General features: G+C 69.6%; 21 protein-coding genes. 10 read left to right on the plus strand and 11 right to left on the minus strand.

Translation table 11 applies throughout. The annotated features are described in order from the left end of the window. The first annotated feature begins 35 nt into the window (after window positions 1-35). Entirely contained in the window at window positions 36-1,559 is a 1,524-nt protein-coding gene (locus AC3ENX_RS11365) for a sugar ABC transporter ATP-binding protein (RefSeq protein ID WP_423719484.1), read from the plus strand. Further along, window positions 1,556-2,563 (plus strand): LacI family DNA-binding transcriptional regulator, encoded by a 1,008-nt coding sequence (locus tag AC3ENX_RS11370; protein WP_434811988.1) that lies wholly within the window; start codon window positions 1,556-1,558, stop codon window positions 2,561-2,563. Before AC3ENX_RS11365 ends, AC3ENX_RS11370 begins: the two co-directional genes overlap by 4 nt. Before the next feature lie 4 nt (window positions 2,564-2,567). On the opposite strand, the gene AC3ENX_RS11375 is transcribed toward AC3ENX_RS11370, so the two are convergent. Further along, window positions 2,568-3,158, minus strand: coding sequence for a Pr6Pr family membrane protein (locus AC3ENX_RS11375; RefSeq protein WP_434811989.1), 591 nt, complete (start codon window positions 3,156-3,158; stop codon window positions 2,568-2,570). A gap of 49 nt (window positions 3,159-3,207) precedes the next feature. On the opposite strand from AC3ENX_RS11375, the gene AC3ENX_RS11380 reads away from it, so the two are divergent. From AC3ENX_RS11380 to AC3ENX_RS11390, 3 genes are all read left to right on the plus strand, one after another. Further along, the gene (locus AC3ENX_RS11380) at window positions 3,208-3,477 is read left to right on the plus strand and encodes a hypothetical protein (RefSeq protein WP_248170665.1); all 270 of its coding nucleotides are present in this window, start codon (window positions 3,208-3,210) and stop codon (window positions 3,475-3,477) included. 72 nt (window positions 3,478-3,549) lie between these two features. Next, on the plus strand, window positions 3,550-4,836 hold the full coding sequence (locus AC3ENX_RS11385; protein WP_434811990.1) for an adenylosuccinate synthase: 1,287 nt from the start codon (window positions 3,550-3,552) through the stop codon (window positions 4,834-4,836). 8 nt (window positions 4,837-4,844) lie between these two features. Continuing rightward, the gene (locus tag AC3ENX_RS11390; protein WP_434811991.1) at window positions 4,845-6,044 is read left to right on the plus strand and encodes a lactonase family protein; all 1,200 of its coding nucleotides are present in this window, start codon (window positions 4,845-4,847) and stop codon (window positions 6,042-6,044) included. Between the two features lie 14 nt (window positions 6,045-6,058). Here AC3ENX_RS11390 and AC3ENX_RS11395 read toward each other — a convergent pair whose 3' ends face one another. Both AC3ENX_RS11395 and AC3ENX_RS11400 read right to left on the minus strand, forming a co-directional pair. Continuing rightward, the gene (locus tag AC3ENX_RS11395) at window positions 6,059-6,700 is read right to left on the minus strand and encodes a hypothetical protein (protein ID WP_434811992.1); all 642 of its coding nucleotides are present in this window, start codon (window positions 6,698-6,700) and stop codon (window positions 6,059-6,061) included. 1 nt (window position 6,701) lies between these two features. Then, a complete protein-coding gene (locus AC3ENX_RS11400; RefSeq protein ID WP_434811993.1) occupies window positions 6,702-7,883 on the minus strand; it encodes an AI-2E family transporter in 1,182 nt (393 codons plus the stop codon). Between the two features lie 41 nt (window positions 7,884-7,924). Here AC3ENX_RS11400 and AC3ENX_RS11405 point away from each other — a divergent pair, with 41 nt between their 5' ends. Then, the gene (locus tag AC3ENX_RS11405; protein ID WP_434811994.1) at window positions 7,925-8,212 is read left to right on the plus strand and encodes a chorismate mutase; all 288 of its coding nucleotides are present in this window, start codon (window positions 7,925-7,927) and stop codon (window positions 8,210-8,212) included. A 29-nt stretch (window positions 8,213-8,241) separates the two neighbouring features. Here the strand turns inward: AC3ENX_RS11405 and AC3ENX_RS11410 are convergent, their stop codons facing one another. The 3 genes from AC3ENX_RS11410 to AC3ENX_RS11420 are packed head-to-tail and all read right to left on the minus strand — an operon-like array spanning window position 8,242 to window position 10,288. After that, a complete protein-coding gene (locus tag AC3ENX_RS11410) occupies window positions 8,242-9,012 on the minus strand; it encodes a hypothetical protein (RefSeq protein WP_434811995.1) in 771 nt (256 codons plus the stop codon). Next, window positions 9,009-9,914, minus strand: a complete 906-nt coding sequence (locus tag AC3ENX_RS11415) for an ABC transporter ATP-binding protein (protein ID WP_434811996.1) — start codon at window positions 9,912-9,914, stop codon at window positions 9,009-9,011. The genes AC3ENX_RS11410 and AC3ENX_RS11415 overlap by 4 nt, the downstream gene beginning before the upstream one ends. Further along, window positions 9,911-10,288: a GntR family transcriptional regulator gene (locus AC3ENX_RS11420; RefSeq protein WP_434811997.1), complete on the minus strand. Its 378-nt coding sequence runs from the start codon at window positions 10,286-10,288 to the stop codon at window positions 9,911-9,913. The genes AC3ENX_RS11415 and AC3ENX_RS11420 overlap by 4 nt, the downstream gene beginning before the upstream one ends. A gap of 322 nt (window positions 10,289-10,610) precedes the next feature. Between AC3ENX_RS11420 and AC3ENX_RS11425 the strand changes: the two genes are divergently transcribed. The 3 genes from AC3ENX_RS11425 to AC3ENX_RS11435 all read left to right on the plus strand — a co-directional run bounded on the left by AC3ENX_RS11425 (window position 10,611) and on the right by AC3ENX_RS11435 (window position 13,860). Further along, complete coding sequence (locus AC3ENX_RS11425) at window positions 10,611-11,948, plus strand: quaternary amine ABC transporter ATP-binding protein (RefSeq protein WP_434812013.1); 1,338 nt, start codon at window positions 10,611-10,613, stop codon at window positions 11,946-11,948. Beyond that, the gene (locus AC3ENX_RS11430) at window positions 11,948-12,883 is read left to right on the plus strand and encodes an ABC transporter permease (RefSeq protein WP_434811998.1); all 936 of its coding nucleotides are present in this window, start codon (window positions 11,948-11,950) and stop codon (window positions 12,881-12,883) included. Before AC3ENX_RS11425 ends, AC3ENX_RS11430 begins: the two co-directional genes overlap by 1 nt. Before the next feature lie 62 nt (window positions 12,884-12,945). Further along, the gene (locus AC3ENX_RS11435) at window positions 12,946-13,860 is read left to right on the plus strand and encodes a glycine betaine ABC transporter substrate-binding protein (RefSeq protein WP_434811999.1); all 915 of its coding nucleotides are present in this window, start codon (window positions 12,946-12,948) and stop codon (window positions 13,858-13,860) included. A gap of 36 nt (window positions 13,861-13,896) precedes the next feature. Here the strand turns inward: AC3ENX_RS11435 and AC3ENX_RS11440 are convergent, their stop codons facing one another. From AC3ENX_RS11440 to purL, 5 genes are all read right to left on the minus strand, one after another. Further along, entirely contained in the window at window positions 13,897-14,670 is a 774-nt protein-coding gene (locus AC3ENX_RS11440; protein ID WP_434812000.1) for a hypothetical protein, read from the minus strand. Between the two features lie 30 nt (window positions 14,671-14,700). Continuing rightward, on the minus strand, window positions 14,701-15,681 hold the full coding sequence (locus tag AC3ENX_RS11445) for a hypothetical protein (protein WP_434812001.1): 981 nt from the start codon (window positions 15,679-15,681) through the stop codon (window positions 14,701-14,703). Between the two features lie 55 nt (window positions 15,682-15,736). After that, on the minus strand, window positions 15,737-17,224 hold the full coding sequence (gene putP / locus AC3ENX_RS11450; RefSeq protein ID WP_434812002.1) for a sodium/proline symporter PutP: 1,488 nt from the start codon (window positions 17,222-17,224) through the stop codon (window positions 15,737-15,739). Window positions 17,225-17,364: 140 nt separating this feature from the next. Further along, window positions 17,365-17,499, minus strand: a complete 135-nt coding sequence (locus AC3ENX_RS11455) for a hypothetical protein (RefSeq protein ID WP_434812003.1) — start codon at window positions 17,497-17,499, stop codon at window positions 17,365-17,367. Next, complete coding sequence (gene purL, locus AC3ENX_RS11460; RefSeq protein WP_434812004.1) at window positions 17,496-19,817, minus strand: phosphoribosylformylglycinamidine synthase subunit PurL; 2,322 nt, start codon at window positions 19,815-19,817, stop codon at window positions 17,496-17,498. The genes AC3ENX_RS11455 and purL overlap by 4 nt, the downstream gene beginning before the upstream one ends. A 141-nt stretch (window positions 19,818-19,958) precedes the next feature. On the opposite strand from purL, the gene AC3ENX_RS11465 reads away from it, so the two are divergent. Beyond that, window positions 19,959-20,177 carry a hypothetical protein gene (locus tag AC3ENX_RS11465; RefSeq protein WP_434812005.1) on the plus strand — a complete coding sequence of 73 codons (219 nt, stop codon included), beginning with the start codon at window positions 19,959-19,961 and terminating at the stop codon, window positions 20,175-20,177. The last annotated feature ends 32 nt before the right edge of the window (window positions 20,178-20,209 follow it).

Below are 20,209 nucleotides of genomic sequence, written 5' to 3' on the forward strand. Positions count from 1 at the left end.
CTCGTGGGGAGCTCACCGCGGGCATGATGGTCCGTATGGATGCGCGCGAAGCAGCGGTCGCGCCGGTCGTCGAGGTGACCGGCGCGACCGTTCGCTTCGGCTCCGAGACGGTGCTCGACGCCGTCGACTTCCGTCTGCTGCCCGGCGAGGTCCACTCGCTGATGGGCGAGAACGGCGCCGGCAAGTCGACGCTCATCAAGGCGATTACGGGTGCGCTGCGACCGGATGCCGGGACGATCCGCGTCGGCGGTGAGCCGGTGCACTTCGCCTCGCCCGCCGATGCGCTCGCCGCGGGCATCAGCGCCGTCTACCAGGAGATCGATCTGCTGCCGAACCTCTCGGTCGGCGAGAACGTGCTGCTGGGACGCGAGAGCAGGCGGTTCGGGGCGATCGACTGGCGCGAGACGCACCGCCGCGCGGGCGAGATCCTCGAGGGGCTGGGGCTCGACATCGACCCCCGCACGCGACTGTCGCGGCATTCCCTGGCGATCCAGCAGCTCGTCGCGATCGCGCGGGCCATCTCGGTCGACGCCCGTGTCGTGGTGCTCGACGAGCCGACCTCGAGCCTCGACCTCGACGAAGTCGCCGAGCTCTTCCGCGTCATCCGCGAACTGACCTCCCGCGGTGTCGCGGTGCTGTTCGTCTCGCACTTCCTCGACCAGGTCTACGAGATCTGCGACCGCATCACGGTGCTGCGCGGCGGCCGCCGCATCGGCGAGTACGTGCCGACCGAGCTGCTGCGCATCGACCTCGTCGAGAAGATGCTCGGACGCGGGGCCGACGAGCTCGACGTCCACCAGCGGGAGGATGCCGCGGCATCCTCTCCCGTCGCCCTCGCCGGACGCGGCCTCGTCTCGGGGACGGGGCTGACCTCGGCCACCCTGGCGATCGGCGAGGGCGAGGTCGTGGGTCTCGCGGGGCTGCTCGGTTCGGGACGGTCCGAACTGGCGCGCGCGCTGACCGGGGTGGATCGACCGGATGCCGGTGAGATCGAGGTCCGCGGTGCGCCCGCCGTGCTCGCGACGCCGCGACGGGCGATCGGGCAGGGGATCGTCTACTCGTCCGAGAACCGGCGCACCGAGGGGATCATCGGCGAGCTCAGCGTGCAGGACAACATCACCCTCGCGCTGCAGGCCGATCGCGGCATCCTGCACCGGCTCACCCGCGCCCGCCGGCGCGAGCTCGCAGTGAGCTGGATCGAGGCGCTCGACATCCGTCCCGCCGATCCGGACCGGCCGGCGGGGACCCTGTCGGGCGGCAACCAGCAGAAGGTGCTGCTCGCGCGGCTGCTCGCACTCTCGCCCCGGGTGCTCGTGCTCGACGAGCCGACCCGCGGCATCGACGTCGGCGCGAAGGTCGAGATCCAGCGGCTCGTCGCCGACCTCGCCGACAACGGCCTGTCGGTGCTGTTCATCTCGGCCGAGCTCGAGGAGGTGCTGCGGGTCTCGAACCGCATCGCGATCATGCGGGGCGGTCGACTCGTCGACACCATTCCGGCGGACTCGCTCACCGTCGACTCGCTGCTGGCGCTCGTGGCCCGACCCGAGGACGAGTCGTGAGCGACGAGCGCGGTGCGAAGTCCGCGAACATCTTCGACGTCGCGCGCCTCGCCGGCGTCTCGCACCAGACCGTCTCGCGGGTGCTCAACGACCTGCCGAACGTCCGGCCCGCCACCCGCGCGCGGGTCGAGCAGGCGATGGCGCAGCTGCGCTACAGCCCGTCGCCGGCGGCCCGCGCGCTCGTCTCCAAGCGCACCCGGACCATCGGGCTGATCACGCCGGGCACGGCGGACTTCGGGCCGACGTCCATCGCGATGCACTTCAACGTCGCGGCGCGCGTCGAGCGGTACTCCGTCGACTCGGTCACATCGCCCGACACCGACCCGGCGAGCGTCCGCTCGGTCGTCGAGGGCCTCCTGCGCCAGCGCGTCGACGCGATCGTCCTGGTCGTGACCGACCTCGGCGTCCTCGAGGTCGTCCGCGGCCTCGACCTCGGAGTGCCGATGGTCGCCGCGGCGGCGACGCAGCGACGGCACCCGTCCCTCGTGTCGATCGACCAGTACCGCGGTGCGCGCTCGGCGGTCCGCCACCTCGCAGAACTGGCGCACCGACGCATCCTGCACATCGCAGGACCGGTGCGCAATCCGGACGCGGTCGAGCGCATCCGCGGGTGGCGGGACGAGCTCGCCGCGCACGGACTGTCCGCCGGTGAACCGGTGCACGGCGATTGGTCGGCCGCGAGCGGGTTCGAGATCGGCCGCACCCTTGCCGTCGAGCCGGGCGACGCCGTCTTCGTCGGCAACGACCACATGGCGATCGGGCTGCTGTCGGCCCTCCGCGCGCGGGGCCTGCGGGTGCCGGAGGACGTCGCAGTGGTCGGGTTCGACGACGTGCCCGAGGCGGCGTACCTGTCGCCGCCGCTGACGACCGTCAGGCAGGACTTCCGCGCGCTCGGGGAGCTCATGATGCAGAAGGTCCTGCTCGCGGTGGAGGAGCCCGACGGTCTCACCGAGGACACCCCGCTGCCCACGCACCTGATCGTGCGCGAGTCCTCGGGGCGCTGACGACTCAGGGGGTCGCGGGGACGACGGCGGGGGATGCCTCGCGTTCCCGCCCGCGCAGACGCGAGATCCACACCACGAAGGAGCCGACCGCGACGAAGGCGGCGGCGATACCCGCGACGTAGGCCCACACCCCGCCCCAGCCTGCGACGCCGTTCGGGTTGAGGAACGGGTAGGGGTACCAGAACGCGACCCCGAGCCGAGGGTCGGTGACGAACGGCCCCCGCAGCAGCGTGTAGGCGATCCATATGCTCGGCACGGCGAGGACGGCCAGCACCGACCGCCAGGGCAGCGCGCGGCGGGTGGGGGCGATGAGCAGGTCTAGCAGCAGGAACGCCGGAGCCACGACGTGCACGATCTCGTTCGCCCACGCGACGTGGTCGTCCGCGTTGTTCGGCAGGGGACGCAGCAGGATGTTGTAGACCACGCCCGTGATGAGGAGGCACGTGGTCGCCACCGCGAGTGCCAGCGCGATGCCTCGCGGCTCGCGCTGCTCGTGATGCGGCCGCATCCAGAACCACACGACGGCAGCGAGCAGGGCGAGCACACCGTCGGCCACGTTCGGGTACGCATGAGCGAACGATAGCGCGCGGAGCACCGTGCGGAGACGACGTCGTCAGCGTGGCTGCCGCGACGAGAATGGGCGGGTGGATGTCGGACAGCTGCAGGCGATCGTGCGCGACGAGGCGCTGGACTCGCCCGTGCTGTACGGAGTGGGCACGGTGGCGACGGACGCCGTCGTCCTCGCGCGCGACGATCACGGCGCATGGCGGGTATGGGTGTCCGACGAGCGGGGCGGGGCCATGGGCCGCACGCTGCGCGTGTTCGACACCGAGTCGGACGCCCTCGAGTACGTGCTGCAGAAACTCCGTCAGGTGATGCGCTCGCGCCGCTCGATCGAGGACTGGCGCCGCTGATGACCGCACGTCGGTGCCGGGCACCCGGCCCGATAGGATGGGGTCTAACCGTCCGATAACGGGGGAGTAGGCATGCCAGGCATCGTCATCGTCGGAGTGCAATGGGGAGACGAGGGCAAGGGCAAAGCCACTGACCTCCTCGGTGAGCGCACCGACTGGGTCGTCAAGTTCAACGGCGGCAACAACGCCGGTCACACGGTCGTGATCGGTGATGAGAAGTACGCCCTGCACCTGCTGCCCAGCGGCATCCTCTCGCCCGGCGTGAACGCCGTCATCGGCAACGGTGTCGTCATCGACCTCGAGGTGCTCTTCGACGAACTGACCGCGCTGCAGGCTCGCGGCATCGACACGTCGCGGCTGCGCGTGAGCGCGAGTGCGCACGTCATCACGTCGTACCACCGCACGCTCGACAAGGTCACCGAGCGCTTCCTCGGCAAGCGCATGATCGGTACGACCGGTCGCGGCATCGGTCCGAGCTACGCCGACAAGATCAACCGTGTCGGCATCCGCATCCAGGACCTCTTCGACGAGAACATCCTGCGCCAGAAGGTCGAGGGCGCCCTCGATCAGAAGAATCACCTGCTCGTGAAGGTGTTCAACCGTCGCGCCGTGACCGTCGACGAGGTCGTCGAAGACCTGCTGTCGTATGCCGACCGGCTGCGTCCGATGGTCGCCGACACGGGGCTGCTGCTGGGCCAGGCGCTGGATGCCGGTGATGTCGTCGTCTTCGAGGGCGGTCAGGCCACGATGCTCGACATCGACCACGGCACCTACCCGTTCGTGACGTCGTCGTCGGCGACGGCCGGTGGCGCGGCGACCGGTTCGGGCGTCGGTCCGAACCGCCTGGACCGCATCGTCGGCATCGTGAAGGCGTACACGACGCGGGTCGGGTCGGGTCCGTTCCCGACCGAGCTGTTCGACGAGAACGGCGACTTCCTGCGCTCGCGCGGGTTCGAGTTCGGCACGACGACGGGGCGTCCGCGCCGTGTCGGCTGGTACGACGCCCCGATCACCCGGTATGCGACGCGCATCAACGGCATCACCGACCTCGTGCTCACCAAGCTCGACATCCTCACCGGACTCGACCAGATTCCGGTGTGCGTCGCGTACGACGTCGACGGTGTGCGCTACGACGAGGTGCCGGTCAACCAGACCGACTTCCACCATGCGACCCCGATCCTGGAGTACTTCCCGGGGTGGAAGGAAGACATCTCGGGTGCCCGCACGTTCGAAGACCTGCCGCTCGAGGCGCAGGACTACGTGCTCGCGCTCGAGGCGATGAGCGGCACCCGCATTTCGGTGATCGGTGTCGGCGCGGCGCGTGACGCGGTCGTCGTGCGTCACGACCTCGTCGACTGACCCGCGCGGTGCGACTGTTCCTCGGCGCGTACGGCGCCGACATGCAGGGCCAGGCGACCGGCATCGGCGTGCTGCATGCCGGCGCGGTCGACTCGCCGCTCGCGTCGGGTCCGCTGGGTGTCGGCCCGGATGCCGTCGCCGCGATGTCGCCGTCGTGGATCGCGTGGCATCCGTCGCTCGATGTGCTGTACGCCGCGCTCGAGGGCGCCGGCATGGTGCAGGCGTATCTGCGCACGGGCGAGGAGCGGTTCGAGCCGCTTGCCGCGCCGGTCGCGGTCGGATCGGCGGTCTGCCACGTCGCGCCATCGCCGGACGGGACGATGCTGCTGGCGTCGTGTTGGGGTGACGGTCGGGTCGTGCGACTGCCGCTGGATGCCGATGGCCGGCTCGGGCGTGCGTCGATCGCGCCCGAGGTCATCGACCCGTATGGTGCTGTCGTCGATCCGGTCGAGCCCGACGCGGACGAGGTTGCGGCCGCACGCGAGGCGCTGCGCGCGGCTGTCGGCGAGGAGTACGACGAGCTGCTCGGCGGAAGCCCTCCCGGGTCGCCCGGCGAACGTACTCCCCGGCCGTTGAGCGAGCGCAGCGAGACGAAACGCGCCGAGCCGCGCCCGTCCCACGCGCACCAGGCGGTGTTCCTGCCCGGTGGGCTCACGGCGACGACCGACATGGGGCGCGACGTCGTGCGCCTGTGGCGGGTCACCGGCGACGGGCTGCGGCTGGTGCAGACCGTCGTGCTGCCGAAGGGGTCGGGTCCGCGCCACATGGTGTGGCATCCGAGCGGGCACCTGTATGTCGTGACCGAGCTTTCACGCGAGCTGTTCGCGCTCGCCTCCGACGGCGCGGGAACGTGGCGCATCGCGGGGGGAGCCCCGCTGGCACCGGGGGCGCCCGACACCGACACGGCGGCCGAGATCGCGTTGTCGCGTGACGGCGAGTTCGTCGTGTCGGCCCTGCGCGGATCGAACACACTCGCGGTGCTCCGCGTCGGCGGTGGCGGCGCGGAGTTCGCGCCCGTCGCGCTCGCCGATTCGGGGGTCGACTGGCCGCGGCATCACCTCATCGAACGCGATGCGATCGTGGTCGCGGGCCAGCGTTCCGACGAGGTCGTCTCGCTCGGGTTCGACGAGCGCACCGGCATCCCCTCGCGTGTACGTCACCGGACAGCGACCCCATCGCCGACCCGCCTGCTGCCGGACCGCGCGTAGGCTGCCGGCGGGGCTCAGGGTTCGGCGCCGACGACGAACAGGCCCGTGTAGGGGTTGACGTGCAGCGTCGTGCCGCGGCGCCATTCGCCGTCGTCGCTGTAGGAGTACGACCCCGAGACGAGCCCGTTCTCGCGCACGACGTGGGTCGGTCCGCACATCTGCAGCTCTTCGCCGACCCACGACACGAGCACGCAGGTCGTCTTGCCGTCGTCGCGTGTGGCCCACCAGACGTCGTCGTCGCGGATCGAGACCATGGGGCGCAGCGATCCGGCATCCCACGGGCCGAGGGCCGAGAGCTCTCGCTCGCGTTCGGCGAAGGAGATCGGTGCGTCGGGGGTGGCCGACGGGTTCGACGCCTGGATGCCGGCCCGCGGCAGGAACGGGGCGGCCGTGAGGCCGGCGACGATCCCGATGAGCAGCAATGCGGCGCCGAGGGCGACGACGGGCCACCGACTGCGCGCACCGATCACGACCGCACTGGGCGCAGCGGGTGCCGATCTGGATGCCGGAGATGCCGTGTGTTGCGATCCGGCGTGCGGGTGGGCGAGGCGGTGCTGGTCTTCGAGCTCTGCCAGTCGGGCGCGTTCGGTCGGCGTCAGCGCGCCCGAGTCGGGGCCGTAGGCACGGCGCCGCAACAGGGCGAGCTCGTCGGGCATGTCACACCTTGGCGTCCTGCTTCGGGATGATGACCTTCTTGAGGATCAGCAGGATCGAGGCCGTCACCGGGATGGCGACGAGTGCCCCGAGCAGTCCCATGAGCGTGCCGCCGACCAGTGCACCGATGACGACGAGCGAGCCGGGGACCGAGATCGCCTTGTTCATGACCCTCGGCGTGATGACGTATGCCTCGATCTGCATGTACAGGAGGTAGACGCCCGCGAAGATCAGTGCGAGCAGCGGGTCGGAGATGAGTGCGACGAGGGAGCCGATCACCCAGAACAGCACGGGTCCGACGAGCGGAATGATCGTGATGCAGAACGCGATCACCGCCAGCAGCTGCGGGAACGGCAGCCCCAGCGCGAGGTAGAGCAAGAACGTGAACAGCGCGTTGAAGAACGCGAGGATCACCATGCCCGCAAGGTAGCTGCCGACCGACGCCGTGATCTCTTCGGTGAGCTCCCCGAGCAGCGGGCGAGTGCGCGCCGGTGCCAGCCGGTAGAACGTCTGCTTGATCTGCGGCAGGGTCGCCACGAAGTACAGGCTCAGCACAATGACGATCAGCATGCCCGACAGCGTCGAGACCACCGACACCCCGACCTGCAGCACCCCGCCGCCGATCGCCGCGAGATTGTTCGGATCGGTCAACAGACTCTCGAGCTCGGAGAGCAGAGACGAGACCGAGTCGCCGAGCTGCGCGGTCACCCAGGTGTAGAACGCGGTCTGCTCGAACGACTCGATCGTCGTGGGCAGGTCGGAGATGAACGCGGCCACCTGCGTCGCGACGGTCGGAATGATCAGCCACAGCACGGCCGCCAGAAAGATCGCGAACAGCACATAGACGATCGCGATGGCGCCCGCACGCGACAGCTTGCCCTGCTGCAGCCGGCGCACCACCGGATCCAGGCCGAGCGCGACGAACAGCGCGAAGGCGATGTAGATCCACACCGTGACCAGCTGGCTCACGGCCATGCCGAGCAGCACTGCGACGAGTCCGCCGAGCACGAGGAAGAAGCCGATCGCGAACGGCCGGTTCAGGAACGCCCAGACCGTCCGTCCCGGTGGCGGCGCATCGGGTGCCGCGGCCGTACCGACGGTTGCGTCGACGCCGGTGACGGGTTCGCCACGGCGCAGCATCCGTCGCAGGCTCGGGCGGCCGGGGGACGACGCTTCGTCGGTCATGGTCACACTCTAGGGCGGTAGGGTCGGACCCGGGAGGAACCATGACCGACGCCACCGCTCAGCTGCACAGCCTCAGGGCCAGTATCGACAACATCGACGCGGCGCTGATCTTCATGCTCGCGGAGCGCTTCCGCTGCACGAAGCAGGTCGGCGTGCTCAAGGCCGAGCATGGCATGCCGGCATCCGACCCGTCTCGCGAGGAGCAGCAGATCGCGCGCCTGCGTGCGCTCGCCGAGCAGGCCGACCTCGATCCTGAGTTCGCCCAGAAGTGGTTCAACTTCGTGGTGGCCGAGGTCATCCGCCACCACACCGAGGCCGCCGAGCGGTAGCCCGACGGCCTCGTGCCGCATGCGCCCGGTCAGGCCGGGACGCGGCGGAGGGTGAGAAAGCAGCCGAGCCCGAGGGCGGCGCCGAGGAGCACCTCCCACAGCGTGAGGCCGACGATGCCGGTCGTCGCGAGCCACGCGCCGACCTCCGGCCACATCTGCTGCCACGTGAACAGGGCGATCAGCCCGACGAGCAGGAGCGCGATCGCGATGATGATCGCGGTGAGCCACGCGGCGCCGTACTGCTTGTAGACGATGGCGAACCAGAAGCCGAGCACGAAGAACAGCATGATCGTCGTGAAGTACGCGAACCATGCGCCGACCGGGCCCGCCGCCCACACCCAGCCCAGGTATGAGAAGTAGCCGTTGAGCCCGTAGCCGTTCGTGACCTGTTCGATGAGGCCGAGGCCGACGAACACGAACGCCATCCCGGCGGCGCTGATGGCGGCGGCCAGCAGCGATCCGAGGAAGAACTCCCGCCGCGTCAGGCTCACTGCCTGCGAGAACGGGAACGTCAGCGACAATGCCTGAATGCCGACGGCGAGGTAGTACCACATGGGTGCCTGCGCGCCGCCGCCGATGACGCTGCCGTCGCCGTTGCCGGTCTCGTTGACGTTGGGGATGCCGGCGCTGTGGAGGATGCCGTAGATCATCAGCGAGATGAGCCACGACGCCCCCAGCACCATGAGCGGCACCCAGATGAAGGTCTGCCGGTTGACGTACTGCAGGCGCACGACGTTGAAGATGCGGCCGCGCGGCGCGGCGGGGGCAGCAGCGTACGCTGCGGCGTCGACCGTGGTCATGACAGGGCTCCTTCGGTGATGTCGGCGGTGCCGGCGGCGTGCTGCGTGCGGCGCACGATCAGCTGCTGCAGCGAGACCGGGGCGAGGTCGAGACCGGCATCCTGGGCTTCGCGCCGCTCCTGTGGCGAGAGCCCGCCGAGCACCGTGACGCTGGCGACGTGGCCGAGCGATTCGCGGTGGATGATCTCGCGGCCGGCGATGAACGATTCGACGAGCGCGGCGTCGCCGACGAGGGTCGCGGCGGAGGCCCGTGCGTCTTCGGTGGTCTCGTCCATGATGATGCGGCCGTTGTCGATGACGAGCACGCGTTCGAGCAGGTTCGCGACCTCGTCGATGAGGTGGCTCGACAGGATGATGGTGCGCGGGTGGTCGGCATAGTCCTCGAGCAGTCGGTCGTAGAACAGCTGTCGGGCGACGGCATCGAGGCCGAGGTACGGCTCGTCGAAGAAGGTGATCTCGGCGCGCGATGCCAGTCCGATGATGACGCCGACGGCGCTGAGCTGCCCGCGCGAGAGCTTCTTGATGCGCTGCTTCATGGGCAGCTGGAAGTCGGCGATGAGCCGGTCGGCGAGGGCCTGATCCCAGTGCGGAAAGCACAGCCGCGCCATGCGGAACGCGTGGGTCGGGGTGGCGTCGTCGGGGTACTTCTGACTCTCACGAACGAAGCACATGCGGCTGAGCACGCGGGCATTCTCGTAGGGGTGCTCGCCGAAGACGCGCACGTCGCCCGAGGTGGCGAAGTTCTGTGCCGTGAGGATCGACATGATGGTGGTCTTGCCGGCGCCATTGCGCCCGAGCAGGCCGTAGATGGTGTCCTTCTCGATGGAGAACGACACCGCGTCGACGGCCGTCTTGCGGCGGTAGCGTTTGGTGAGGTTCGACACCTCGATCACGCTCGTCATCGGGGGTTTCCTTCCGTGTTGGTGGCCCGCTCCCGCAGGAGGAGAGCGAGGTCGTCGGGGTCGAGGCCGAGCTTGCGCGCCTCGGCGAGCAGCGGGTCGAGGAAGCGGTCGGCGAACGCCTCGCGCCGCTCTGCCAGGAGCAGGTCGCGGGCGCCTTCGGCGACGAACATGCCGATGCCGCGGCGCTTGACGAGCACACCCTTGTCGGTGAGCATCGCGACTCCTTTTGCGGCGGTCGCGGGGTTGATGCGGTGGAAGGCGGCGAGCTCGTTCGTCGACGGCGCCTGGTCGTTCTCGGCCAGGCCGCCGGCGAGGATCGAGTCCTCCACGGTCTCTGCGATCTGCAGGAACAGTGGTCGGCCTTCTTCGATCACACCGGACCTCCTCGTACTTGGTCGGTTACTTACTTGACTAACTAACCATGCAACGATGGATGCCGCGCTGTCAAGCGTTCTGCTCGAATCTCCCCGGTTTGCACTTGCAGATCGACCTCGTTACCGTGGAAAGAGGGCCGTGTGCCCCGAACGACCAGTCCGCGCACGTCGAACGCTGAGGCACCCGAGGCCCGCACGACGGACGTATGGTCGGTGAGTTGGGCGACGAACCCGATGTACGTCGCCGCTGTGCAGTGAGCGCGTGTCCTCCCCTGACACGCAGGCCGTTGCACCGGATGCCACCGACCCGGGCGTGACCGAGATGCGGCCTGTACGCGCGGCCGCTGAGGCGAGATCTGTGAGTTCTGCACCCGCTGTCGAAGCGAGGAATCTGTTCAAGGTCTTCGGGCGCAACCCGAAAGACGCCATCAAGCGCCTCAAAGCCGGCCAGACGCGGTCCGAGGTGGCCGACGCCGGCACCGCCGCCGTCATCGACGCGTCGTTCACCGTCGAGCGCGGTGAGATCTTCGTGATCATGGGCCTGTCGGGCTCGGGCAAGTCGACGATCATCCGCATGCTCAACGGTCTGCACGACGCGACCGACGGTTCGGTGCTCATCCACGGCGACCCCATCACCGACGTGCCGGCGAACCGGCTGCGCAGCATCCGCCGTGAGCGCATCGGGATGGTGTTCCAGCACTTCGCACTGCTGCCGCACCGCACCGTGGCCGCCAACGTCGCCTACCCGCTCGAACTGCGCGGCGTTGCGAAGGCCGAGCGGCTCGCGAAGGCCGAAGAGATCCTCTCGCTCGTGGGGCTCGAGGGCTGGGGCGACAAGCTGCCCTCGGAGCTGTCGGGTGGTATGCAGCAGCGCGTCGGCATCGCCCGCGCGCTCGCCGCAGACACCGACATCCTGCTGATGGACGAGGCGTTCAGCGCCCTCGACCCGCTCATCCGCCGCGAGATGCAGGAGCAGCTGCTCGAACTGCAGCAGAGCCTGCAGAAGACGATCGTGTTCATCACGCACGACCTCAACGAGGCGATGTTCCTCGGCGACCGCATCGCGGTCATGCGCGACGGTCGCATCGTGCAGATCGGCACACCCGAAGACATCCTCACCGACCCCGCCAACGACTACGTCGAGCAGTTCGTGCAAGACGTCGACCGTGCCCGCGTGCTGACGGCCGCGAACGTCATGGAGCGCCCGAGCCCCGCCGTCGTCGCCGAATCGGCCGGCCCCCGCACGGCGCTTCGCACGATGCGCGATGCCCGCATGGCCGCCGTGTACGTGACCGACCGTGCGCGAAAGCTCATCGGCATCGTCACCGACCGCGACGCCCTCAAGCTCGTGCGTCGGGGCGACAGCGACCTGCGCGGTGCCCTGCGCCCGGCGCCGCAGAGCGTCGGCGTCGACGACGTGCTGGCCGACCTGTTCGTGCCCGCCGCCGAGTCGCCGCTGCCGCTCGCAGTGACCGATGCCGAGGGTCGCCTGGTCGGCGTCATCCCACGCATCACGCTGCTGACCGCGCTCGGCCCGCAGACCACCGACACGACCGAGATTCCCGTGCTGCCCGAGCCCGTGCCGCACGCCTTGATCGACGAGGTGCTCGCGGAGGCCGTCGTCGAAGCCGTGTCGGGCGAAAGTGAGGAGGTGCGCTGATGGATGGATTCCGCATTCCCGTCGGCGAGTGGGCCGAGGCGATCGTGGACTGGATCCGCGACAACCTCGCCTGGCTGCTGTCGGCGATCTCGGACGGCCTGGGCTGGCTGATCGAATCGCTCACCGGCGCCCTGCTGAGCCTGCCGATCGTCGTGTTCGTCATCATCGCGGCGCTGCTGGGCTGGTTCGTGCGCTCGTGGAAGTTCGCGATCGGCACCGCCATCTCGTTCGTCCTCATCCTGGCGATGGGGCAGTGGGTCGGCGCGATGCAGACCCTCGCGCTCGTCGTGGTCGCGACGCTGATCGCCGTCGTCATCGCGGTGCCCGTCGGCATCCTCGCGGCGCGCAGCAACCGCTTCAGCGCGATCATCAAGCCGGTGCTCGACCTCATGCAGACCATGCCGGGGCTCGTCTACCTCATCCCGGCGATCGTGTTCTTCAGCCTGGGCGACGTGCCGGGCCTTGTCGCGACCGTCATCTTCGCGCTGCCCCCGGGCGTGCGACTGACCGAGCTCGGCATTCGAGGCGTGGATGCCGAGACGGTCGAAGCGGGCATGGCGTTCGGCGCCACCCCGGGGCAGATCCTGCGCGGCGTGCAGCTGCCGCTGGCGATGCCGACGATCATGACCGGCGTCAACCAGGTCATCATGCTCGCCCTGTCGATGGCGGTCATCGCCGGCATGGCCGGTGCCGACGGCCTGGGCAAGGAGGTCGTGCAGGCGATGTCGACCGTCGACATCGCCAAGGGCGCCGAGGCGGGGCTCAGCGTCGTGCTGCTGGCCGTCTACCTCGATCGCCTGAGCGCCGCGCTCGGTCAGCCGAGTGCATACGACAGCTCTCTGCGGGCACTCCTCGGTCGGCGACGGACGGCGGCATCGACGACGCGTCGCGCCGCGCAGGCTCCTGAGCCCGTGCTCGCAGGCGGCACCGTCTGACCGGTCTACGGCCGCACCACACACCTATACGGAACGAACGAATCCATACGGAAAGGAATCACATGAACAAGCGACACCTCACAGCAACCCTGGCGCTCGGCGCCGTCGCATCCCTCACCCTGGCCGGCTGCGCGAGCGGCAACCAGACCGAGGGCGGCTCGCAGGAGGGCGGCACCGAGAGTCTCGGCACGATCACGCTCGGCTTCCTGCCGTCGTGGACCGACGGGCTCAGCACCGCGTACCTGCTCGAGGACCAGCTCACCAAGCTCGGCTACACCGTCGAGATGGAAGAGCTCACCGAGGCCGGTCCCCTGTACACCGGGCTCGCCCAGGGTGACGTCGACATCTACCCGTCGGCCTGGCCCGAGCTGACCCACGCCTCGTACATGGAGAAGTACGGCGACCAGATCGAAGACCTCGGCGCGTACTACGAGGGCGCCAAGCTCACGATCGCGGTGCCCGAGTACGTCGACATCGACTCGATCGAAGACCTCGCCGGCAACGCCGACCGCTTCGACGGCAAGATCATCGGCATCGAGCCCGGTGCGGGCCTGACCGCGCAGACGCAGGACTCGATGATCCCCGCCTACGAGCTGGGTGACGAGTACGAGCTGGTGACCTCGTCGACGGCGGCCATGCTCGCCGAGCTCGACACCGCCACGAGCGCCGAGGAGGACATCGTCGTGACCTCGTGGCGTCCGTTCTGGGCCAACGAGACCTACGGCCTGAAGGACCTCGAAGACCCGAAGGGCGCCATGGGCGAGCCCGAGGCGCTGCACTTCCTCGGCACCGCAGGCCTTGCCGACGAGTACCCGGAGGCGGCCGAGCTGATCGCCGGCATCCAGCTCGACGACGCGCAGTACGCGTCGCTCGAAGACATGGTCGTCAACGAGTACGGCGAGGGCAAGGAGACCGAAGCGGTCGACGCGTGGATCGAGGCGAACCCCGACGCGTTCGACACCCTCATCGCGGAGTAAGGGGCGCGCGGTAGTTGCCGCGAACCCTCACGCTCTTCACGAACCCTCACGTTCTGCACGCGCAGAACGTGAGGGTTCGTTCGTTTTGTGTGGGTTCGCGGGGGTGGACGGACGCTGCTCCAGCTGCAGGCCGACGCGCTTCTCGAGCACCTCGACCGCCTCGTCAGAGAGGGCGATGAGCCCGTCGAGCTCTTCACGCACGCGCCGATAGGCGAGGTGACGTTCGGCCGGTGTCGCGGCCTGGTCGACGGCGGTCGCGAGCAGCCGCTGCGCCGTGCCGAGGCGTTTGCGCTCGACCTCGGTGAACCCGGCGTCCTTCGTGCGGCGCGCCTCGCGTTCGGCGAGGTCGAACGCGACCTCGTAGTCGGTGACGGCGGCGCGGTATTCGGTGACCTGGTCGGGGGTGACCTTGGCATCCACCGAATCGGGGCGCAGCCGGTCGGCGATCTTCTTGGCCCGCAAGAAGGCGGCGGTGAGGTCTTGGCGGCCGTCGCTCATGGCGGGGAAGGCGATGAGCTTCGCCACGTCGAGTTCGTAATCGAGCCAGCGCGCCGTCACCTCGTCGTGCGTCGCGAACAGCTTCTCGAGCTGATTCGGCAGTGGCGCGGGCTTGGTGATGGGCTTCGGCTCCGACGCCCGTGCCGCGGTCTTCGCCCCCGCGATCTCGGCCTTGGCGCGCAGCACTTCGAGGCGACGCTTGTGGCGGCGTTTGGCGTAGTAGTCCCAGCGCCCGAGGATCGCGCCGGACGCCCCGATGAGCGGGAACGCGAGCCACCAGTAGCTCCCGAGGAAGTTGAAGAACGCGTCCACGTTGCCATGCTACGCGGGGAGCTCGTGGCGTCAGTCGCGGGGGCGGCGATCGGTGCGTGATGGGACCGGCCAGATCGGGCGTGCGGTCGGGGGCGGTGGCACGTCGGATGCCGGCGCTCCGGACGGCGGCGGTGCGTCCTGCGGCGGGGCGCTCGGCGGGCGAGTCGTCTGGGTGGGATCGGCTCGTCCGGGCTCGGTTCGGGCGCGTTCGTCGCGGGCCGTGCGGCGCGACTCGATCAGTTCGGCGGCTGCTTCGGCTGCACGGGCCAGCGCGTCGGTCGACCGGGCCAGCACGTCTTGTGCGGCGACGGTCCACGCCGGCTGCTCGGCCGGCACGGCGCCGCTCGCCCGAGCCTGCCGCCACGCCTCCTTCTCGGCCGCCTCGAACGTGCGCTCCAGGTCGACGACGGCATCGCGGTACGCGGCGTACTCGTCGGGCGAGACCCTGGCATCCGGTTTCGGGCGGGCGTGCGACGCGCGGGCGCGCACCTCGAGGAACACCGAGGTCGTCGGCACCTTCGCGTCGCTCATGGCGGGGAACGCGATGAGGCGGGCCGGGTCGGTCTCGTACTCCATCCAGCGCGCCGTGATCGCATCGTGCCGGGTGCGCAGCGCGTCGAGCGGCGGAGGTGCGGCGCGGTCGCCGAGGGCAGCGCGCGCGGCGGTGAGCTGGGCGCGGCGGGCGCGGACGGTCGCACTCGCGGCACGCGCGTCGCGCTGCGCGGTCTGCAGTTCGCGGCGGGCGGTGCTCACATCGCGCGCACTGGCGCGGGATGCGGCACGCTCGGCCTGCACACGGGCGACCTCGGCGCGCGCGATGCGCACCGCCGAGCGAGACGACGTGACCGCCGAGCGGGCTTTGGCGAGCTCGACGCGTGCGGCGTCGTACGCGAGCCGGCGGGCGGTGTCACGACGAGCCATGCGCACCCCCACGAATCCGAGCGTTCCCGCGCCGACGGCCGCGGGCGCGATCCACCACAGCTCTGCGACCGATGCCCACAGCGGATCCACGCGCCCAGCCTAGCCAGCGCGCCTGAACATCTCTCAGGATCGGGGGTGCTCGGGGTCAGGCCTTCTGGACGACGATCGCCTGCGTGTCGGTGAACTCGCGTTCGATGCGCTCGTCGGGCTTGTGCGTTGCGAGGCTGACGAGCATCGCGACGAGCAGCGCGCCGACGAAGCCGGGCAGCAGTTCGTAGATGCCGGTGTTCAGCAGGCCCCACGTGAAGACGATGACCGCGCCGGTGGCCATGCCCGCAAGCGCGCCCCACGTCGACAGGCGACGCCAGAACAGGCTCAGCAGGATGATCGGCCCGAAGCTCGCACCGAACCCGGCCCACGCGAACGACACCAGTCCGAGGATGGTGTCGTTCGGGCTGATCGCCAGCAGCGCCGCGATGACCGCCACGGCCAGCACGCAGCCCCGGCCGAGGTAGGCCAGCATCCGGTCGCTCGGCGGCGTCTTGCGCATGACCCGGAACAGGTCTTCGACGAGGGCCGACGAACACACCACGAGCTGGCTCGAGATCGTCGACATGATCGCGGCGAGCACGGCGGCGAGCACGAGGCCCGCGACCAGTGGATGCAGCAGCGTCTGCGACATGAGCAGCACGATCGTCTCAGGGTTGGCGAGGTCGATGCCGCGGTCGGCGATGAACGCGACGCCGATCAGACCCGACACCACGGCGCCGAGCATCGACAGCACCATCCAGGTCATGCCGATGCGACGCGCGGGCTTGGCCGCGGCTGCACTCGGCAGTGCCATGAACCGGATGATGATGTGCGGCTGCCCGAAGTAGCCGAGCCCCCACGCGAGCGCCGAGATGATCGCGATGAGGGTGACGCCGGTGAACTCCTCGCCGCCGAACATCGACAGATGGGCGGGTTCGACCTCGGTGAGCGTCTCGCCGACGGCGGCGATGCCGCCGAGCTGGGTGATCGCGACGATCGGCACCACGATCAGCGCCGTGAGCATCATGAGGCCCTGCGCGACGTCGGTCAGCGATGCGCCCAGGAACCCGCCGAACAGTGTGTAGGCGAGGGTCACGATCGTGACCAGCAGCATGCCGACGAGGTAGTCGCCGTCGAACGCGCTCTCGAAGAACACCCCGCCGGCGACCATGCCCGACGAGATGTAAAGCGTGAAGAAGACGAGGATGATGACCGCGGAGAGGATCCGCAGCAGCCGGGTGCGGTCCTTCAGCCGGTTCTCGAAGAAGCTCGGCACCGTGATCGAGTTCGCGCTCACCTCCGTGTAGGCGCGCAGGCGCGGGGCGACGAGCAGCCAGTTGAGGTACGCGCCGATCGTGAGGCCGATCGCGATCCACGCCTCGATGAGCCCGGCGGCGTAGATCGCACCGGGCAGACCCATCACGAGCCAACCCGACATGTCGGATGCCCCGGCGCTCAGCGCCGCAGCCCACGGCGGCAGGTTGCGCCCGCCGAGCATGTAGTCCTCATGCGTCTTCGTGCGCCTGGCGGCGAAGTAGCCGATCAGCAGCATGCCGGCGAAGTACACGCCCAACGCGATGAACAGGTAGACCTGGTCGGACATCGTCGTCCTCCATCCCTCGTCGTGCCCGCCACGCTACCGCGCGACACCCGATCGTTGAGCGAGGAGCGCAGCGACGAGACGAAACGCAGCCCCGGGCCGACGGTTCGTCTCGCTGCGCTCGCTCAACGACCGGAACGAGCTCAGCCGAAGAGCAGGGCGAGCACCGTCGCGCCGCCGCCGACGAGGATCATCGAGATGATGACCGACCAGGCGATGACCTTCATGCGCGTGGCGCGCTTGTCGGCGAAGCCCGAGTACTCGTCGAGGTCACTCATGCGCTGACCTCTTCGATGACGGGACCGAAGGCGGCCGGCAGCGTGCCGCGCGACTGCTCGCGGAGCTCGGTCAGCGGCACGGTGAAGATATCCTGCACCTCGAGCGCCGGCTCGTCGCCGTCGGCCGCGACGTCGGTGACGCCGATGCGCAGCACCGGGTAGCCGCGTCCGTCGCACAGGCCGCGGAACTTCACGTCCTCCTCGCGCGGCACCGACACGATCACGCGACCGGTGGATTCGCTGAACAGGGCGGTCGCGGCATCCACGCCGTCGCGCTCCATGATCTCGCGCAGCCACACGCGGGCGCCGACGCCGAAGCGCATGACGCCCTCGGCGAGAGCCTGCGCGAGCCCGCCCGACGACAGGTCGTGCGCGGCCGAGACAAGACCCTGCTGACCGGCGGCGTGCAGCAGGTCAGCGAGCTTGCGCTCGTTCTGCAGGTCGACGGCCGGCGGGTGACCGCCGAGGTGACCGTGGATGGTGCCGGCCCACTGCGAACCGCTCAGCTCAGTCGAGGTGACACCCAGCAGGTAGATGTTCTCGCCGGCATCCTGCCACCCCGACGGGATGCGGCGGGCGACGTCGTCGATGATGCCGAGCACACCGACGACGGGCGTCGGGAAGATCGGGGTGTCGCCGGTCTGGTTGTAGAAGCTGACGTTGCCGCCGGTGACCGGCACGCCGAGCTCGAGGCATCCGTCGGCCAGGCCGTCGACGGCCTGCTCGAACTGCCACATGACCTCGGGGTTCTCGGGGCTGCCGAAGTTGAGGCAGTCCGTGACGGCGGTCGGGACGGCACCCGTGACGGCGACGTTGCGGTACGCCTCGGCGAGGGCCAGCTGCGCACCCGCGTACGGGTCGAGCTGGCAGTAGCGGCCGTTGCAGTCGGTCGCGATTGCGAAACCGAGGCCGCTCTCCTCGTCGACGCGGATCATGCCGGCGTCGTCGGGGAAGCTCAGGGCGGTGTTGCCCATGACGTAGTAGTCGTACTGGTTGGTGACCCACGACGTGTCGGCGAGGTTGGGGCTCGCGACCAGCTGGGTGAACTGCTGGCGCAGCGTGTCGGGGTCGTCGGTGCGCGGCAGGGCGGATGCCGAGTCGTCGCGCAGCGCATCGATCCAGGTCGGGTAGGCGACGGGGCGCTCGTACACCGGGCCGTCGACGGCGACCGTCGAGGGGTCGACGTCGACGATCTGCTCGCCGTGCCAGAAGATCTGCAGGCGGCCGTCGCCGGTGACCTCGCCGAGCACGCTCGTCTCGACATCCCACTTGGCGACGACCGCGAGGAACGCGTCGAGCTTCTCGGGAGCGACGATCGCCATCATGCGCTCCTGGCTCTCGCTCATGAGGATCTCTTCCGGCGTGAGCGTGGGGTCGCGCAACAGCACGTTCTCAAGATCCACGCGCATGCCCGATCCGCCGTTGGCGGCGAGCTCGCTCGTGGCGCACGAGATGCCGGCGGCGCCGAGGTCCTGGATCGCCTCGACGAGCTCGCCCTGGTACAGCTCGAGGCAGCACTCGATGAGCACCTTCTCGGCGAACGGGTCGCCCACCTGCACCGCGGGGCGCTTGGTGGGGCCGCCGTCGGCGAAGGTGTCGGATGCCAGGATCGACGCGCCGCCGATGCCGTCGCCGCCGGTGCGTGCACCGAAGAGCACGACCTTGTTGCCGGCGCCGGTGGCGTTGGCGAGCTTGATGTCTTCGTGGCGCATGACGCCGACCGCGAGGGCGTTGACGAGCGGGTTGCCCTGGTAGACGGCGTCGAACACGGTCTCGCCGCCGATGTTGGGCAGGCCCAGGCAGTTGCCGTAGAAGCTGATGCCGCTGACGACACCGTGCACGACGCGGGCGGTGTCGGGGTGGTCGATGGCGCCGAAGCGCAGCTGGTCCATGACGGCGACGGGGCGGGCGCCCATCGAGATGATGTCGCGGACGATGCCGCCGACGCCGGTCGCGGCGCCCTGGAACGGCTCGATGTAGCTGGGGTGGTTGTGCGATTCGACCTTGAAGGTGACCGCCCAGCCCTCGCCCACGTCGACGACGCCGGCGTTCTGGCCCATGCCGACCATGAGGCGTTCTTTCATCTCGTCGCTGACCTTCTGGCCGAAGCGGCGCAGGTAGATCTTCGACGACTTGTAGGAGCAGTGCTCGCTCCACATGACCGAGTACATCGCCAGCTCGCCCGAGGTGGGGCGGCGGCCGAGGATCTGCTTGATCTGGGCGTACTCGTCGGCCTTGAGGCCGAGGGCGCCGTACGGCTGCTCCTTCTCCGGCGTGGCGACGGCGTTCTCAACGGTGTCTGCGACGGGGGTGCTCACGCGGCGTGACTCCAAAGTTCAGGGGTGCCGGGGGATGCCGCCAAGTCTACGGGGTGGGTGCCGTGCTGTTTCGGCGCGTCGGGTGCCCGATCTGACCGACTTCGGGTCGCATATGGCGGGTGAGCGGCACTGTGACCCGCAATGCGCGACGACGTGGGGGTGGCCGCTGATGCGGCTGACGGCGCGGGCTTCGCGGAGGAAGCGGCGGCGGTTGCGCTCGTCGTCCATCATGCGCGAGTCGATTTTGACGGCGACGCGGCGGTCGGTGGAGCGTTGGGTGCCGGTGTAGACGACGGCGAACCCGTCGCGGGGTCGGGGCTGTGCGGGCGTCAGGCCGCGTCCGACATCGTCAGCGTGTAGCGGGAGCGTCCGCCGCGTCGGGGGGTTTGGGC

The sequence above is a fragment of the Microbacterium sp. bgisy189 genome (genome assembly GCF_057707225.1).

Excerpts from the sequence above, each read along its gene's own strand:
- AC3ENX_RS11365 (WP_423719484.1), top strand. The coding sequence starts at position 36 with ATGGATGCGCGCGAAGCAGCGGTCGCGCCGGTCGTCGAGGTGACCGGC.
- AC3ENX_RS11385 (WP_434811990.1), top strand. The coding sequence starts at position 3,550 with ATGCCAGGCATCGTCATCGTCGGAGTGCAATGGGGAGACGAGGGCAAG.
- AC3ENX_RS11395 (WP_434811992.1), bottom strand. The coding sequence starts at position 6,700 with ATGCCCGACGAGCTCGCCCTGTTGCGGCGCCGTGCCTACGGCCCCGAC.
- AC3ENX_RS11400 (WP_434811993.1), bottom strand. The coding sequence starts at position 7,883 with ATGACCGACGAAGCGTCGTCCCCCGGCCGCCCGAGCCTGCGACGGATG.
- AC3ENX_RS11405 (WP_434811994.1), top strand. The coding sequence starts at position 7,925 with ATGACCGACGCCACCGCTCAGCTGCACAGCCTCAGGGCCAGTATCGAC.
- AC3ENX_RS11410 (WP_434811995.1), bottom strand. The coding sequence starts at position 9,012 with ATGACCACGGTCGACGCCGCAGCGTACGCTGCTGCCCCCGCCGCGCCG.
- AC3ENX_RS11415 (WP_434811996.1), bottom strand. The coding sequence starts at position 9,914 with ATGACGAGCGTGATCGAGGTGTCGAACCTCACCAAACGCTACCGCCGC.
- AC3ENX_RS11425 (WP_434812013.1), top strand. The coding sequence starts at position 10,611 with ATGCGGCCTGTACGCGCGGCCGCTGAGGCGAGATCTGTGAGTTCTGCA.
- AC3ENX_RS11430 (WP_434811998.1), top strand. The coding sequence starts at position 11,948 with ATGGATGGATTCCGCATTCCCGTCGGCGAGTGGGCCGAGGCGATCGTG.
- AC3ENX_RS11435 (WP_434811999.1), top strand. The coding sequence starts at position 12,946 with ATGAACAAGCGACACCTCACAGCAACCCTGGCGCTCGGCGCCGTCGCA.
- putP (WP_434812002.1), bottom strand. The coding sequence starts at position 17,224 with ATGTCCGACCAGGTCTACCTGTTCATCGCGTTGGGCGTGTACTTCGCC.
- AC3ENX_RS11455 (WP_434812003.1), bottom strand. The coding sequence starts at position 17,499 with ATGAGTGACCTCGACGAGTACTCGGGCTTCGCCGACAAGCGCGCCACG.
- AC3ENX_RS11465 (WP_434812005.1), top strand. The coding sequence starts at position 19,959 with ATGCGCGACGACGTGGGGGTGGCCGCTGATGCGGCTGACGGCGCGGGC.